This window comes from Nitratidesulfovibrio sp. HK-II (genome assembly GCF_003402415.2).
In the GTDB taxonomy this organism is placed as follows: Bacteria; Desulfobacterota; Desulfovibrionia; order Desulfovibrionales; family Desulfovibrionaceae; genus Cupidesulfovibrio.
In genome coordinates this window covers 291446-308023 of sequence record NZ_AP036014.1, presented here as the reverse complement: position 1 = coordinate 308023, position 16578 = coordinate 291446, and the positions used below count along the sequence as shown (strand labels likewise).

The window sequence follows — 16578 nt, the reverse complement described above, 5'->3', positions numbered from 1 at the left end:
TCATGCCTCCACGTGATACTTGAAGTAGGCGGCGCAGCTGCCCTCGGTGGAAACCATGCACGGCCCCACGGGTTTGGCGGGCGTGCAGGCCTTGGCGAAGAGCGGACAGTCGCTGGGCTGCATCTTGCCCTTCAGCACGTCGCCGCACTTGCAGCCCGCGATGGGCTTGGCCTCGGGCAGCGTCAGCCCCAGGCGGGCCATGGCGTCGAACTGCGCGAATTCGGGCCGGAACACCAGCCCGCTGCCGGGAATGCACCCGATGCCGCGCCACAGGGCGTCCGCAGGCTGGAACACCGTATCCAGAATCTCGCGCGCGCGGGGGTTGCCCGCGTCGTCCACGGCCCGGCGGTAGGAATTGACGATGGCGAACTGGCCCGACTTGCGCTGCTCCACCATGATCAAGAGGGCCTGCAGGATGTCCACGGGGTCGAACCCGGCGATGATGCCGGGGGTGTGGAATTCGTCGGCCACGAAGCGGTAGGGCTCCACGCCGAGAATGGTGGACACGTGCCCCGGCAGCAGAAAGGCGTCCACGGCGCAGTCCGGGTCGGCCAGCAGGGCGCGCAGCGCGGGCGGCACCAGCTTGTGGAACGAGAGCACGCAGAAATTCTTCAGCCCCTGCTCGCGCGCCATGAGCACGGTGGCGGCCACGGTGGGGGCGGTGGTCTCGAACCCGATGCCGAGAAAGACCACGGTGTCGCCGGGGTTGTCGGCGGCCAGCTTCAGCGCGTCATGGGCGGAATAGACGATCTCCACCCGCGCGCCCTGGGCCTGCGCCAGCTTCAGGTTGGCCCCGCCGGGGCCGGGCACGCGCATCAGGTCGCCGAAGGTGGCGATGATCACGCCGGGCTTTTCGGCCAGTTGCAGGTAGGCGGCCACCTCGCTTTCGTGGGTCACGCACACCGGGCAGCCGGGGCCGGACAGGTGCTTCACCCCGGCAGGCAGCAGCGGGCGCATGCCGCTCTGAAAGATGGCCACGGTGTGGGTGCCGCACACTTCCATGAAGCGCAGGGGGCGGTCCAGTTCACGGTGCAGCCGCTCGACGAGGCTGCGGGAAAGGTCCGGGTCCTTGAAGGCCGTGGAGAAATTCACGCTCACGTTGGTCTTCCTGCCTCTCGATGCGTCGGCGGTGAACCCGGATGGTTCCGGATGGCCGCTGTGGGCCGGACCCTGCGGGCCGCCCGCCGGACGATGATGCGCCGCCGGACACTGCATGCCGGAGCGGCGCGACACGACGGCGGAACCGCCCCTGGGGCATGGCCCGCCGCCCGCACGGTTTCGCGCGGGCAACCCCATGCCCTCCGCACCGTGTCCCGATGGTGCTACGCCGTGCCAAGGGCTGCTGTCAACGAGACGGGGCCACGTCCGGCGGCGGAAGCGCCCGCCGACACCCGGAAAAGCATGACGGCCCGCGCTTTGCCTTTTGCCCGGCCAGTGGTTATGGTTGTGGGTATGGCGACGCGCGGCGCATCGCACGGGACCGGCATCCTGCGGTCCGCCCCGCCCGCGCCCCGCCAGAGGAGACTGCATGACCGCCACCGTGGAAATGTCCTTCACGGGCGACGCGGAAACCCCGCGCGAGGCGGCGGCGCGCCGCTGCATGACCGTGGACGACCTGCCGCCGATCAGCTTCGCGCCCTCGCACGCCTGGCCCGTGCCCGACGTGGCCGCCTGCCACGCCCTGTGGGACCGCTACGCCATGCCCGACCATATCCGCGCGCACAGCAGCATGGTGGCCGAAATGGCCATGGCGCTGGCCCGCGCGGCCCTGGCCAGCAGTGGCGGGGCGGACCTGCACCTGCCTTCGGTGCTGGCCAGCGCCCTGCTGCACGACATCGCCAAGGACTACACCATCCGCCACGGGGGCAACCACGCCCAGCTCGGCGGCGCGTGGACCCTGCACGAGACGGGCAACCCGCACATCGCCCAGGGGGTGATGCACCACGTGCACTGGCCGTGGAGGGTGGACGTGACCGTGACCGAATGGTTCCTGCCGCTGATCATCATCTACGCCGACAAGCGCGTGAAGCACGACCGGCTGGTGACGCTGGAGGAACGCTTCGACGACCTCGTCGAGCGGTACGGGCGCACCGAGCGCGTCCGCGAACGCATCCGCGAATCGCACGAGCAGGCCGTGGACATCGAACGCGCCCTGTCCGAGCGGCTGGGCATTGCCCTGCACCACGCCGCGCCGCGCGACGGCGAACTGGCCGTCAACGCGGACTGAGCGCGGGCTGAACGCGCCCTCCCCGAACACCTCTTTCTTCCTGTTCCGCAAAAAGGTTCCCGCATGAAGCCCGACCATCTGCACGCGGCGCTGCTGGCCGTCTACGGCGGCGTGTGGCGCATGGCGCGCCCCCTGCTGCGCCGCAACGCCCGCCTGGCCGAAGGCTACGACCAGCGTCTGGCGCCCGATGGCTGGACCCAGGAGGCCCACCTGTGGGTGCAGGCGGCCTCGGGCGGCGAGGCGTACCTGGCGTGGGAACTGCTGCGCCATCTGGACGGCGGCCTTGCCGCTGTCGCCGACAACGAACCGGCCGCCGGGGATTGCTCCCGGTCCTGCCCGCCCTTTGCCGCTGACGGAAAGCTGTCCGTGCTGCTCACCTCGTGCACCCGGCAGGGGGTGGACGTGCTGGAAAAGGCCCGGGACTGGGCCGCGGAGCATCGGCCGGGGCTGCACGTGCAGGTGCGCTACTTTCCCTTTGACGAACCGCACCTGATGCGCCGGGCGTTGGACCAGGCCCGGCCCTGCGCCGTGGCCCTGCTGGAAACGGAACTGTGGCCCGGCCTGCTGTCCGCCTGCGCCGCGCGGTCCATTCCCGTGGCCGTGGTCAACGGCCGCATGACCCCGCGCACCCTGGCCGGGTACCTGCTCACGCCGGACTTCTGGCGGTCCATGGCCCCGGCGCGCATCGCCGCCATCTCGCCCGACGACGCCCAGCGCTTCGGCCTGCTGTTCGGGCACGACCTGACCTCGATCATGCCCAACATCAAGTTCGACCGGGCCGTGCCCCCGCCTGCCGGGCAACCGTCGCCCCAAGCGTCACCCCAGACGTCGCCCGCGCCCTCTCCCACCCCGGCCCCGACCCTACCCGGCACGGTGCTGCGTCCGTCCGCCCCGCTGGTGGTGCTGGGCTCGGTGCGCGAGGAAGAGGAAACCGCCCTGCTGCCGGTCATCCAGCGCCTCTTGCAGGAGCGGCCCGACGCGGACATCGCCGTGGCCCCCCGCCACATGCACCGCGTGCCCGCCTGGGTGAACGCGCTGGAACAGGCCGGTCTGCCGTGGGAACTGCGCTCGCGGCGCACGGGAGCGCCCGGCGGCGAGCCTGCCGCGCGGGGCATGGTGCTGGTATGGGACGTGTTCGGCGAGCTTGCCGCGCTGTACGCCAGCGCCACCGCCGTGTTCGTGGGCGGTTCGCTGGCGCGGCTGGGCGGCCAGAACTTTCTGGAACCCCTGACGCACGGCGTGGCGCCCTGCGTGGGGCCGTCGCGGGAAAACTTCGCGTGGGTGGGCGGCGGCCTGGCCGAAGCAGGGCTGCTGACGGAGGTGGCCGACGGCGACGCGCTGGCCGAGGCCCTGCTGCAACAGCTGCGCACCCCCCTGCAGCGTGACGGGGTGTGCCGCCGCTTCGAGGAATGGATGGCCCCCCGCCGGGGCGGCGGCCGCATGGCGGCGGATCTGGTGCTGTCCGTGGCCGGGCTGGGCTAGAAGCGCCCCCGAAGACCGGAGCCTTTCCCGTGGGATCGGGCGTCCGCCCGCTCCCCATCAGGTCGCGCGTCCTTCGTGCGCCCCGCCGTCGCCGGTTGTGGCGGCCTCGGCGGCTTCGGCATCATCCCCCCTGTCCAGTCCATCAGGCCCGGCCGCACCGCCATCTCCGGCGGGCCTGCCAGCAGCACCGGCGAAGGCGGCCTCGCCATTCCTTTCGCCATCCGGCCCATACAGGGCCATGCAGCGCAGCAGTTCGCCGCGCGAGAAGGGCTTGGCCAGAAAACTGGTGCAGCCCGCCGCCGCGCAATCGTCGCGGAATTCGCCCACCACATGCGCCGTCAGGGCGATGACCGGCACGGGCGGCAGCCCCCGCTCGCGATCCAGGGCGCGGATGGCCCGCGTGGCCCGGTAGCCGTCCATCACCGGCATTTCGATGTCCATGAACACCAGGTCGAACCGCCCGGCGGCATAGGCGGCCACGCCCTCTTCGCCGTTGTGGGCCTCGGTGATGGCGCAGGGCCGCCCGCGCAGGTACAGCGAAAAGAGCAGCCGGTTGCTGGGGCTGTCTTCCACCAGCAGCACGGACAGGGGCCGCGCCGCAGGGGAGCATTCCCCGCTCCCCCCGGCATCGGGGGCATCCGCCCGCACGTCTTCACGAATGTCCGCCCGCGCGTCCGGCCGAACGTCTGCCCGACCATCCGGCGCATCGCCCGCAATGTCGGGCACGCCCGCCCGCGCGGGGGCGCCGCGTCCATCGGTTGCCCCGCCGCCGTCCGCACCCGCCGCGCCCGCCGTTTCCGCATCCCCGGCAACGCCGGCGGCGTTCCCGCACGCCGCCTCTTGCGCGGGTTGCATGGGCAGGGTGAAATACACGGTGGTGCCCCGGCCGGGGGCGCTTTCCAGCCAGATGGCCCCGCCCAGCATCTCCACCAGTGCCCGGCAGATGGACAGCCCAAGGCCGGTGCCGCCATACTGCCGGGTGATGGACGAATCCGCCTGCATGAAGCTTTCGAACACCACTTCCTGGTGTTCCGGCGGAATGCCGATGCCCGTGTCCGCCACGGAAAACAGCACCGCCACCTTCCGCCCCTGCGGCGCACGACATGCCGCATCGCCGCAGACCGCACCGACAGCAGGCTCACCGCACCCGTCCGGTCCGCACCCGTCTGGCGAAAGCGGGCCGTCGCGGCCCGGCACGTTGCCGTCGGCGGGCTGGGCCAGCACCATCACCCGCCCTGCGGGGGTGAACTTTACCGCGTTGGACACCAAGTTGCCGAGAATCTGCCGCAGCCGCAGCGGGTCGCCCACCAGCGCATCCGGCACGCCGGGCAGCACGGCCCAGTTCAGGCGCAGGTCGCGCCCGCCTGATCCGTCCACCCCTGCGGCGGGCTCCATCTGGCGGCAGACCTGCTCCATGAGTTCGCCCAGCCGAAAGCCCACCCGTTCCGGCACCACCCGCCCCGCCTCCAGGCGGGAAAAGTCCAGCACGTCGTTCAGAAGCGCCAGCAGCGAATGCCCGGAATTGCGCAGCACGTCGAGGTAGCCGCGCTGCTCCGGGGCCAGCGGCGTGCGATCCAGCACGTCGGCCATGCCCAGCAGGGCGTTGAGGGGGGTGCGCACCTCGTGGCTCATGCGGGCCAGCAACTGCGTCTTGGCCCGGCTGGCCGCCTCGGCGGCCTCGCGTTCACGCTCGGCGCGGTGGCGCTCCACGCGCTCGGTGATGTCGTGCACCGCCCCTTCCAAGTACAACTGCTCACCGGTCTCGCCGGTGACCGCGCGCGCGGTCACCGCCACGTACACCACGCTGGCGTCGCGCCTGCGCAGGCAGGTCTCCACCGACACCCGTCCCTCGTGGCGCAGGCGGCGCAGCAGTTCCTCGCGCTCGCCGGGGCGCACGTAGAGCTGTTCGCCGATGTCCGTCACCGACGATACCATCTCGTAAGGCGAGGAATAGCCGAACATGCGCGCCATGGCCGGGTTCACCCGCAGAAAGCGCCCCTGCGGCGTGGACTGGTAGATGCCCTGGGCCGATTCTTCGAAAATGCGCCGGTAGTTGGCCTGGGCGCGGGTCAGTTCCCAGTTCAGCAGTTCCAGTTCGCGGTTGGCGCGGGCCAGGCGTTCGCCGGACTCCACCTTTTCCTGCAACGCACCCAGCAGGCTGGTGCGGTTTTCCTCCAGCGTGGAGGCCATGTGGTTCACGGCCTGGGCCAACTGGCCGATTTCGGCCATGCCCGCCGGAGGCAGGCGCTCGCTGTAGTTGCCGAGCGAAATGCGGCGCAGGGCGTGCAGCAGTTCGTGCAGCGGCCGCACTACCCGGTCGGCGATGAGAAACCCCGTGCAAATGGACAGCCCCAGGGCCACCGCCGCCGCCAGCAGGGTGTATTCCACGGCGGTGCGCAACCGCGAGCGCTGCGGCTCCACGTCCACGAACACCGCCAGCGCCCCGGCCGGAATGCCGCTGCCGCCCGGCAGGGGCTGGTAGCTGACCAGGTACGGCCTGCCCGCCACCTGTTCGTAGCGTTGCAGGAACGGCAGTTCCGCCCCCTGGCCGGTACCGCCCGGCAACAGGCCGGACGCCCCGGACCGCCCGCCCGGCCACCCGATGGGGAAAAACGACGTCCCTGCACCTCCCCGGCCCGGCCCCGCCCCCCCCCACCGGGGTACCGGCGACGCGCCCTGGCCCATACTCTGGCCCAGCCCCTGGGCAAGATCGGGCCGATCCGGCCAATCGGCCACGTCGGCCGTGCCGTCGCCTGGAAACAGCGTGCCGCGCGGCCGTTGACCGCCCAGGTCGAACACCGCCACGTCGGCGCGCACGGCGTCGCCCAGCCCGCGCAACAGCTCCCTGTTCATGGGAAACGACACCACCGCCGCCCCCACGATGCGCCCCTGCTGGCGTGACGCCAGTCCCTCCATGTCCACCCGCCCGGCCATGTCCTCCACGTCCGACGCCAAGGGGGCAAACGGCGCGAAGGTGGCCATCGGCGACAGTTGCGACATCTGGGGCACGGTGGACATGGACGATTCCGGCAGCGCGGCCGGGCCCATGGGCGCGGGCAGCGGCGACGGGCGGTTGCGTTCCGCCCCGGCGCTGCCCCTGTCCCCCTGGGACACGATGACCGGCACCACCGCCTTGATGGCCAGCCCGTCCGCGGAACGGAACACGTCGCGCCGCGACAGCCCCCGCAGGGCCTGCCGCACCACCAACGCCCCATCCAGCGTCACGCCGTCCGGCGGCCCCCCGGCGGGCAGCAACCGCACCACGGGTTCGGCCCCCATATCGAACACCTCGATGCAGGCGCGCGGCCACAGGCCGTGCAACTCGGACAGCCGCTGGCGCAGGCCGGGCATGTCGCCGTCGTATTCGGCGCGCAGCCCGGCCACCACCCGCGCCAGGGCATCTGCCGTGCGCGACAGGCGGGTGAGCTGCAAAGAGGCCGCGTCCACCAAGGTGCGGCCCTGTGCATGCAGGTAACTGTCGGTCTGCACCGTGGTCACCTGCACGAACACCGCGCTGACGATGCCGAGCGGCAACAGGCAGACCAGAAAGCACCACCCCACCAGGCGCAGGCGCAGACCCGGCGTGGGCGGCGCCGCGCGCGACAGCAGATGCCGCAGGGGAAAACACGCCAGGCAGCGCGCAAGGGCGGTGCGCAGTCGACCGATCATGACCAAACGAAAAAGGAAGGGGAACGGGAGGGAAGGATGCGCGCCGCGCCGGGCAGGCAGGACACGCGGGGCGAGCCGGACGGCGCGCGCCCGAACGGAAAGCGTCCGGACGGAATCCCGGACTTCGCTCCATCGGACCAGGCCGGGGCGGGATGCACGCGCCACGGGCATGCCCCCCCGCCGCCACGGGACGCCACCCGGCGCGCGCGCTGCGCGACGGGGATGGCGTGGTGGGCTGCGGCGCTGGACATGCGGAGCCTCGGGCGGCGTCTCGGCGTCTTTGGGGGCGGCGTTGCCGCCGGGAAGCAGACAGGCGTGCAGCATAGCCAATCGCCACGGGCCGCGCAACGAGGCGAAACCCGCAGCCACGCGCGGGGGGCGGGCCTGGAGCCGCCGCGTCGGCAAGGAAAGGAACGCGCCCGGCCGGGGACGGCAACCCGGGGTTGCATCATGCGCTCACCTTGTTATGGTGAACGCTGCATGGGTGGGCGAAGCCGTCGCCCACCACGAAACGGGAAAGGAGGAGAGCATGCCCCGCTTCAGATCGCTGAAGACCCAACTGCGCGCGCTGCTCGCTTCCGCCGAGTGGGAAAAACACCTGGACGACATCGTGGCCCTGCCCGGCAAGGGGGCCGTGGGCCCGCTGCTGTCGTTCCTGCTGCTGGGCGGCGAGGCCAAATGGCGCGCCGTGGTGGCCCTGGGCCGGGTGGTGGCGCGCATCGCCGACGCCAACATGGAAGACGCCCGCATCATCATGCGCCGCCTGATGTGGCACATGAACGAGGAATCAGGCAACATCGGCTGGGGCATCCCCGAGGCCTTCGGCGAAATACTGGCCTGCCACCCCCGCCTGGCCGACGAATACCACCGCATCCTCGTCTCGTACGTGCGCGAGACGGGCAAGGACGACAACTACTGCGACCACGCCCCCCTGCGGCGCGGCGTGTACTGGGCCATCGGCCGCCTGGCCCAGGAACGGCCCCACCTGCCCGGCTTTGTCGAAACCGCCGTGCCCGCCCTGCTGGCGGGCCTTGCCGACTGCGACCTGCCCGCGCGCGGCACGGCGGCCTGGTCGCTCGGCGTGCTGGCCGCGCCCGGGGCGCTGCCCGCACTGCGTGAACTGCGCACCTGCGACGCCCCGGTGGAACACTTCGAACGCGGACGCGTGCTGCTGTGCACCGTGGGCGAACTGGCCCAGTGCGCCGCACAGCGCATCGAAACCCAGTGTCTGCCGCCCACGGGCAACGCCACGCCCGACGCCGACGCCAAGGGCACGGCGGCGTAGGCCCGCACGGCAATTGTAGACGGCTGCCGCCGGGCAAGACCGCGACAAATGGGAAACGGGGCCCCGCCCCGTACCCCGCCGGGGGAACATCTTCCCCCGGACCCCCTTGATTGACGGCCACCCCGAACAAGGCCAAGCGCTCCCACAACGTCCACACCGCGTACAAAACAAACCCCGCCCGCCTTCACTGCGAAGACGGGCGGGATATTTTTGCGAACTTCAATTCTTTCCGCCTTTGCTCGCGACAAGGGCGGAAGCCGCTCGAAAAGAGGATTTTTGTTCCCCGGCAAGGAAGGCGAGTTCCGAGCGTGGGGAGTGTATTCAGGCATACTCGACCCGCGCACGGAGCGAGCCTGACGACGCCGGGGGGCAAAAATCCTCTTTTCGAGCCTAGAGATCCTGGCGGTACTGCATCGACTGCCTGAGCGTCTCCCGGTCCATGAACTTGACCTCGGACCCCAGCGGAATGCCCTGGGCCAGCCGGGTCACGCGCACCTGCGGGTATTGCCGGGCGATCATGTTGCGAATGTAGGTGGCGGTGTTTTCCGCCTCCACGGTGGTGCCAAGGGCCATGACCACCTCGCGCACGTTGCCCTCTGCCAGCCGCCTGGTCAGCCGCTCCAGTTCCAGTGAATCGGCGTGCAGGTTGTCCAGCGGGGCCAGCAGGCCGCCCAGGATGAGGTAGTGGCCCTTGTAGAAGCCGCCCTCTTCCAGGGTGAGCAGGGAATCCCACTCCGACACCAGACACAGCGTCTCCCCGCTGCGGGCCGGGTCGGTGCAGATGCCGCAGGGGTCCACGTCGGTCAGCGCGCCGCAGCGCCCGCACAGGTGAAGGTTGTCGCGCAGGTCATGCACGGCGCGGCCCAACCGGCGGGTTTCGCTGGCGGGCCACTTCAGCAGGGTCATGGCAAGGCGCAGGGCCGACTTGGGGCCAAGGCCGGGCAGCCGGGAGAGCTGCTCCACCAGCGCCTTCAACGGTTCGGGCAGTCGCTGCACGGACACTCCGGGTTGTGGTCCAAAAATCAATCCGAATCTGTCAGACGAAGGGAGTGATGGTGTGGCGTAGTTTCCCCGCGCGACAGAATGCGCAGGGGACGCCGCAGGAGGCGTCGCCACAAGAGGGGATTTTGTTCTCTGCCAAGGAAGAACGCCTTTTTGTGAAGGGAGTGTACTCTTATCGTACTCGACCGGAGCAAAAAGGCGTTCTGACGCAGGCAGAGGGCAAAAGCCCCCATGTGGCGGCGTCTCCTAGAAGAGGCCGGGCATCTTGAGGCCGCCCGTGAGCGCCCCCATCTCCTTCTCCATCATGTCCTTGGCCTGGCGCAGCCCTTCGTTGACGGCGGTCAGCACCAGGTCCTGGAGCATTTCCACGTCATTGGGGTCCACGGCCTTGGGGTCGATGACGATGGCCTTCACTTCCTGCTTGCCGGAAACGGTGACCTTGACCATACCGCCGCCGCTGGTGGCTTCAAGGGTGCGGTCGGCCATTTCGGCCTGGAGCTTGCTCATCTTGGTCTGCATGACCTGCGCCTGGCGCAGGAGGTCGTTCATACCGCGCATGGATTCCTCCGGATGGTTCTATTGGGGCTGCCCGTCGGCCAGCGGCCTGCAGGACAGCATGGTGGCCCCGAACTGTTCGCGCAGCAGGCCCACGGCGGGATGCCGTTCGGCCTCGGCGCGCAGTTCCGAGGGGGTCTTGATGCGGGTGGCGGGGGGCAGCACCTCCACCGTGGTCCCCGCGCCGAAGTAGGCGCGGGCGTATTCCGCAAGGGCATTGTGGTTGTTGGCTGAACACAGGTGCTCGTACTGGGTGCGGTACCGCGTCTCCACGGTCAGGCGGCCAGCGGCCATGCGGCCGCGCGCCTGCCCCAGCACGGACAGCCCGTTGCCGCCGTTGCTGCGCTCCGCGCAATACTGCACGAAGCCGTCCCAGGTGCCGGTGCCGCCCGCAACGGGAAAGGCCCCGTCCTGCGGCGCATCCTGCGGACCCTGGGGGACCGGCACAGGCTCCGCCACCGGGGTGGCGGCCGCAGCGCCCGGCGCGGGATATGGCACGTCGTCCCACGGCAGCGAGGTGTCTGCACCGCCGCGCGCGGGCCCGGCATCCGCCACGGGCGCGGAACGCTCCGAACGGGGAAAGCCGCCCGAGCCGAAGGCCGTGCCGACTGCGGAGGATGCGGACGACGCCGACGCCGACGACGCAGCCTGGGGCCGCGCCTGCCCGGGACCGGGATACCTCCCCTGCGGGGGTTGGGCCTGCGGGAACGATTCGCCAGCTTGAGCGGATTGGCCAAATTGGGGGGACTGGCCGGACTGGCCGGACTGGGCGGACTGGGCGCCATACCCGCCGGGGCCGCCCTGGCCGCCAGCCTGCCGGGGCGGCATGGAGCCGTAGCCACCGGCGCCGCCGGGCTGCCCGCCAGCCCCTCCGCTCCCGCCGGGCACGCCGCGCCCGCCAGCGGGGCCAGCCCCGCCGCCGCGCGACAGCTGTTCCAGCGAGACAAGGCGCGGCAACAGGGCCAGGTTCAACAGCAAGAGCTCCAGCGCCATGGCCGGTTCCAGGCTGGTCAGCACGCGGCGCTGGCCTTCCAGGGTCATCTGCCAGCAGGCGTGGATGTGCGAAATCTCGAACTTCGGGGCCCATTCCAGCCACTGGCGGGCCTCTTCTTCCGGCAGGTCCAGCGCGGGCAGGGCGGCCTCGCCCGCCTGGCGCAGCATGAACAGGTTGCGCCAGGTGGAGGCCAGCTCGCGCAGAAAGAACCCGATGTCCACGCCCTTGTCCAGAAGGTCGCGCACCACGGCGGACACCGCCACGCAATCCTGCGAGGCCAGAGCCTGCATCACTTCGAAGAACAGTTCCTGCCCGGCCAGGCCCAGCACGCCGCGCGCGCCCTCCACGGTCAGGCGCTCGCCGCCAAGGGCCAGCACCTGGCCCAGCAGCGACATGGAATCGCGCACGCTGCCAGCGGCACGCCGCGCGATAAGCCGCACGGCCGCCGGGTCGAAGTCCTGCCCCTCGCGGGTCAGCACGCCGGTCAGGTGGGCTTCCAGCTCGTTCTCGGGCAGCCGCTTGAAGGTGAAGTGCTGGCAGCGGCTGACGATGGTCACGGGAAATTTGTGCGGCTCGGTGGTGGCCAGCACGAAGGTGACGCGCGGCGGGGGTTCCTCCAGCGTCTTCAGCAGGGCGTTGAACGCCTCGCGCGTCAGCATGTGGGCTTCGTCGATGATGAAGACCTTGTAGCGGCCCTCCATGGGCGCGTAGCCGATGGCCTCGCGCAGGCGGCGGGCGTCCTCGATGCCCCGGTTGGACGCGCCGTCGATTTCCACCACGTCCACGTGGTTGCCCATGACCACCTTGCGGCACTGCTCGCAGGTGTTGCACGGCTCGGCCGTGGGGGCCTTTTCGCAGTTCAGCGCCTTGGCCAGGATGCGGGCGATGGTGGTCTTGCCCACCCCGCGCGTGCCGCTGAACAGGTAGGCGGGGGCCACGCGGTCTTCCGCCGCGGCGCGGGAAAGGATGGCCTTTACCGTCTCCTGCCCGGCTACCTCGGCGAAGGTCTGCGGGCGGTATCTGGCGGTGAGGGGGGCGTTGCTCATGAAGTGCGGGCCTGCTGCGCCACCTGTCCCGCCCGCCTTCGCGCGGAAGGACGGGACGCCGGACGGGGCGCGGGTTGGTGCGTGCCGTGGGGCAGTAAACGCGGTGCGCTACGGGCGATTCCAGGTTTTCCGGGCTAGCTGGGGCCGTAACGCACGCCGCACGCCGGGACGGGTGCCCGGCGTGCGGCGATCATACACGGACGGACCCTAGATGGTATAGCGGTGCAGCCAGTGGGCGTAGGCCGGGTTTTCACCCTTCACGGCCTTGAAGTACTCGCCCTGCAGGTGCTTGGTCACCGGACCGGCGGTGCCCTGGCCGATGACGCGCAGGTCCACCTCGCGGATGGGCGTCAGTTCGGCGGCGGTGCCGCAGAAGAACGCCTCGTCGGCGATGTACAGTTCGTCGCGGGTGAACTGCTGTTCCACCACTTCGTAGCCCAGTTCGCGGGCCAGGGTGATCAGGCTGTTGCGGGTGATGCCGTCAAGCACCGAGGTGAGCGGGGTGGTCTTGATGAGCTTGCCGCGCACGATGAAGATGTTTTCGCCCGTGGCCTCGGAAACATAGCCCTGGGTGTCCAGCATCAGGCCTTCATCGTAGCCGTCGGCCTTGGCCTCCATCTTGGCCAGCACCGAGTTCACGTAGTTGCCGCAGGCCTTGGCCTTGGTCATCATGGCGTTGACGTGGTGGCGGCAGAACGAGCTGGTCTTGACGCGGATGCCGTGTTCCAGCGCCTCTGCGCCAAGATAGGCGCCCCACGGCCAGGTGGCGATGATGGTCTGCACCGGGTTGTCGCCGGGGTACACGCCCATGGCCCCCGCGCCCACGAACGACAGGGGGCGGATGTAGCCTTCGGCCAGCTTGTTGCGCTTCAGGGTTTCTTCCACGGCGTCCACGAGTTGGTCGACGGTGTAGGGAATGACCATGCGCAGGATCTTGGCCGAGTTCAGCAGGCGCTGCATGTGCTCGCGCAGGCGGAACACGGCGGACCCGCCGTCGGCGCACTTGTACGCACGAATGCCCTCGAACACGCCCACGCCGTAATGCAGGGTGTGGGTGAGCACGTGCACGTTGGCTTCGTCCCAGGGCACCTGCTTGCCGTCAAACCAGATGGTTTCCGCTTTCTGGACCATTGTTCCTACCTCTCGGAATGATGCGCCCCGCGTGTGTCAGGGCATGTTGGCGGGCCGCGCTGGCGGGCGCGTTGCGGCCAGCGTTGGCGGCACGGCCGCGCCTTGGTGGTGACGGTTCTCGCGCGCCGGGCCCCCGGCGCGCCGCGTGGAGTGAAGACGTGCCACGCTAATCAAGCCACCCGGCAAGGTCAAGACGCGGCGGGGCAGGAGGACGGGGAGCGGATGAAAGGTTCCGGCATGACGGCCGCCGTGCGTCCGGCGCGCACGGGACCACGCCCGCCCTTTGAGTTCCGCCCGTTTTTCGGATACGGTTCCCCCGGTGCGGGCCGCCGCAGACCGGAGGGGACCGGACCAAACCGGACTGCGCCCGCCGAAGACGCCGCAGTCGCCAAAGCCACCGGACGGCCATGCCGCGCCGGGACAACGCCGCGTTATGCCTTGGGCATCGGGGACATACTTTCGGGGATACGCAACGGGCACATGAACAGACGACGGTTTCTCATCGCCGCGTGCGCGTGTGCGCTGCACCTGGCCGCCATGGGTTCCGCCCTTGCCGGGCCAACCGTACGCCCCGCCCTGCGGCGCGGCGGCGGCCCCCTGGGGTCCGCCACGTCCCCGCCAATCGCATCGGGCGCATCGGGCGCATCGGGCGCCGGGCCTTCCCATGCCCCGTCCGGCCAGCCCGTGCCCGGCGCCAAAGGTTCCAGCCCCCCCCTCGACGACGACCTGGCCGCCCAGCAAATGCCGGTGGCCGACGACGCCGATACCTCGCCGAACCTCGACGCCGCCTTGCGCGACTACCTTTCCAAGATGCGCCGGTTCGACAGTCCCCACGCCAGCGACATCCTTCTGCCGCCGCAGCGCATGCCCGCACTGCGCGCCGCCACCGACAGGCTGGGCCGACTGGAACGCACCGTGGGGCACGGCTTCTTCTACCTGCTCGGTTTCGACGAGGCGGTGCGCATCGCGCGCGGCTACCCGGCCGTGGGGGCCTTCAGCCCGCAGGAACTGGCCCTCATCGACGAACTCTTCCACGCCGACGCATCCGCCTACGGGTTCATGGGCATGAAGCCGCTGAACTCGCTGACGGCCACCATCCCCGCCCGCGAGGTGTACAAGGTGCCGGGCATGGGCAACTACGTCTACCAGGGCGAGTCGCGCGCCACCTGGGAAACCATCCGCCGCCTGTTGGGCGAGGACGTGGTGCTGACATCCGGCGTGCGCGGCATCATGAAGCAGTTCCACCTGTTTCTCACCAAGGCCGCCACCAACGGCGGCAACCTGTCGCTGGCCTCGCGCTCGCTGGCCCCGCCGGGGTATTCGTTCCACGGCATAGGCGACTTCGACGTGGGGCAGCGCGGCTACGGCGCGCGCAACTTCACCTCGGCATTCACCACCACGCCGGTGTTCGCGCGGCTGGAGGAACTGGGCTACATCACCCTGCGCTACCCGCAGGACAACATGCTGGGGGTCCGCTTCGAGCCCTGGCACATCAAGGTCGCCACCGCATGATGACGCACCGCACCGCACCGCGCTCCACCGCGCACCGCCACGGCGTCCGCCCCTGGCTGTACTGTCTTGCCGCGCTGCTCTGCCTGCATGCCGCGCCCGCGCTGGCGACTTCACCCGCCCAGGCCAAGCGGCCCGCCACGACGCAGGCCGTGGCCTCGGCCAGCCCCGTGCCCGCCGTCAGCACTGCCGCCGATCTCGCCAAGGCCCCGGCCCGCCACACCGAACTGGACTTCACCCTGTACAAGCTCGGCACCGGCAGCGGCCCCACCGTGCTGGTGGTGGGCGGCATCCAGGGCGACGAACCGGGCGGCTTTTCCGCCGCGTCGCTGCTGGTCACCCACTACGCCATCACCAATGGCTCGGTGTGGGTGGTGCCCAACCTCAACTTTCCCAGCATGGTCAAGCGCTCGCGCGGCCCCAGCGGCGACATGAACCGCAAGTTCGCCGCCCTGCGCAAGGACGACCCGGAATACGACACCGTCTGCCGCATCAAGGACATCATCCTCGACAAGCAGGTGGACATCATCCTGAACCTGCACGACGGCAGCGGGTTCTACCGGCCCAAGAACGAAGGCCCCATGCGCAATCCCATGCGCTGGGGGCAAAGCGTGATCATCGACCAGGCATCCCTGCCCGGCGCACGCCACGGAGACCTTGCCGCCATGGGCCAGAAAGCCGTGCGCGAGGCCAACGGCGGCCTGCTGAGCCCGATGCACGAATACCACCTGAAGAACACCCGCACCGCCGAAGGCGACCACGAGATGGAGAAGACCCTGACCTTCTTCGCCATCCGCCACGGCAAGCCCGCCTTCGGCATAGAGGCCAGCAAGGACTTTTCCACCGAACAGCGCGCCTACTACCACCTGCGGGTGCTGGAATCGTTCCTGCGCCAGATGGGCGTGGGCTTTCGGCGCGACTTCGCCATGACCCCGCGCGGCGTGCTGGCCGCGCTGGAAAGCGACGTGGCCGTGGCCTTCTTCGACCAGCGGCTGTACCTGCCGCTGGACGACGTGCGCGCATCGCTGGGGTACATCCCGCTCAAGAAGGGCGAAAAGGTCTCCTTCACCGCCACCAAGCCCATCCTGGCCGTGGTGGACGAGGACGACGGCTACCGGGTGTTCTACGGCAACCGGGCGCTGACGCGCATCACCCCCGAGTGGCGCGAATACACCGACGGCCCCGGCGCGCTCTCGCTGGACGTGGACGGCCGCAAGCTCACCGTGCCCTTCGGCCGGATGGTCACCGTACGCGACACCTTCACCGTGCACCCCGTGGACGGCTTTCGCGTCAACGCCATCGGCGCGCAGGTGGCCCGCCCCGACGCGCGCGACGACAGCGAATGCAACGTGCCCATCAAGAAAAAGGACTTCCAGAACCGCTTTTCCATCGACAAGTCCGGCAACATCTACCGGGTGGAAGTGTACCGGGGCGAAAAGTTCGCGGGCATGATCCTGGTGCGCTTTGAAGGTGGGGCCAAGCCCGGCAAGCGCGACATGCGGCCGTCGGTGGCCGGGCGGGAAAGCCTGCTGGGGTATTAGCCTCTTTCTGCAACACCCTGAAGAACTCCACGAAGCCCCCGGTTGCGACAGCCGGGGGCTTCGTGCATTCCCTGCGCCGCGCAAAAATGTTTCGGCACCTAACAAATTCTCCTTGACCTCGCCCGCCGGGTGCCTAT

11 protein-coding genes are annotated in these 16578 nt (G+C 70.0%); 5 read left to right on the top strand and 6 right to left on the bottom strand.

Translation table 11 applies throughout. The features are described 5' to 3' along the window. Window positions 1-1092 carry a hydrogenase formation protein HypD gene (gene hypD / locus RVX_RS01120; RefSeq protein WP_172596651.1) on the bottom strand — a complete coding sequence of 364 codons (1092 nt, stop codon included), beginning with the start codon at window positions 1090-1092 and terminating at the stop codon, window positions 1-3. 436 nt (window positions 1093-1528) lie between these two features. Between hypD and RVX_RS01115 the strand changes: the two genes are divergently transcribed. Together RVX_RS01115 and RVX_RS01110 are read left to right on the top strand one after the other, a co-directional pair. Beyond that, on the top strand, window positions 1529-2227 hold the full coding sequence (locus RVX_RS01115) for a phosphohydrolase (protein WP_116307046.1): 699 nt from the start codon (window positions 1529-1531) through the stop codon (window positions 2225-2227). 63 nt (window positions 2228-2290) lie between these two features. Continuing rightward, window positions 2291-3709: a 3-deoxy-D-manno-octulosonic acid transferase gene (locus RVX_RS01110; RefSeq protein WP_116307048.1), complete on the top strand. Its 1419-nt coding sequence runs from the start codon at window positions 2291-2293 to the stop codon at window positions 3707-3709. Between the two features lie 57 nt (window positions 3710-3766). Here the strand turns inward: RVX_RS01110 and RVX_RS01105 are convergent, their stop codons facing one another. Further along, window positions 3767-7378 carry an ATP-binding protein gene (locus RVX_RS01105; protein WP_116307813.1) on the bottom strand — a complete coding sequence of 1204 codons (3612 nt, stop codon included), beginning with the start codon at window positions 7376-7378 and terminating at the stop codon, window positions 3767-3769. Window positions 7379-7907: 529 nt separating this feature from the next. Between RVX_RS01105 and RVX_RS01100 the strand changes: the two genes are divergently transcribed. Further along, window positions 7908-8663 carry a DVU0298 family protein gene (locus tag RVX_RS01100; protein WP_116307050.1) on the top strand — a complete coding sequence of 252 codons (756 nt, stop codon included), beginning with the start codon at window positions 7908-7910 and terminating at the stop codon, window positions 8661-8663. 390 nt (window positions 8664-9053) lie between these two features. Here the strand turns inward: RVX_RS01100 and recR are convergent, their stop codons facing one another. The 4 genes from recR to RVX_RS01080 all read right to left on the bottom strand — a co-directional run bounded on the left by recR (window position 9054) and on the right by RVX_RS01080 (window position 13391). After that, entirely contained in the window at window positions 9054-9659 is a 606-nt protein-coding gene (gene recR / locus RVX_RS01095) for a recombination mediator RecR (protein ID WP_116307052.1), read from the bottom strand. Between the two features lie 252 nt (window positions 9660-9911). Next, window positions 9912-10223, bottom strand: a complete 312-nt coding sequence (locus RVX_RS01090) for a YbaB/EbfC family nucleoid-associated protein (RefSeq protein ID WP_012613379.1) — start codon at window positions 10221-10223, stop codon at window positions 9912-9914. Window positions 10224-10241: 18 nt separating this feature from the next. Continuing rightward, entirely contained in the window at window positions 10242-12260 is a 2019-nt protein-coding gene (dnaX, locus tag RVX_RS01085; protein WP_172596622.1) for a DNA polymerase III subunit gamma/tau, read from the bottom strand. Window positions 12261-12467: 207 nt separating this feature from the next. After that, window positions 12468-13391, bottom strand: coding sequence for a branched-chain amino acid transaminase (locus RVX_RS01080; protein WP_007525842.1), 924 nt, complete (start codon window positions 13389-13391; stop codon window positions 12468-12470). 480 nt (window positions 13392-13871) lie between these two features. Here RVX_RS01080 and RVX_RS01075 point away from each other — a divergent pair, with 480 nt between their 5' ends. Further along, window positions 13872-14903: a M15 family metallopeptidase gene (locus tag RVX_RS01075; protein ID WP_116307056.1), complete on the top strand. Its 1032-nt coding sequence runs from the start codon at window positions 13872-13874 to the stop codon at window positions 14901-14903. Next, entirely contained in the window at window positions 14900-16441 is a 1542-nt protein-coding gene (locus RVX_RS01070) for a M14 family metallopeptidase (protein WP_116307058.1), read from the top strand. The genes RVX_RS01075 and RVX_RS01070 overlap by 4 nt, the downstream gene beginning before the upstream one ends. Window positions 16442-16578 lie beyond the last annotated feature (137 nt).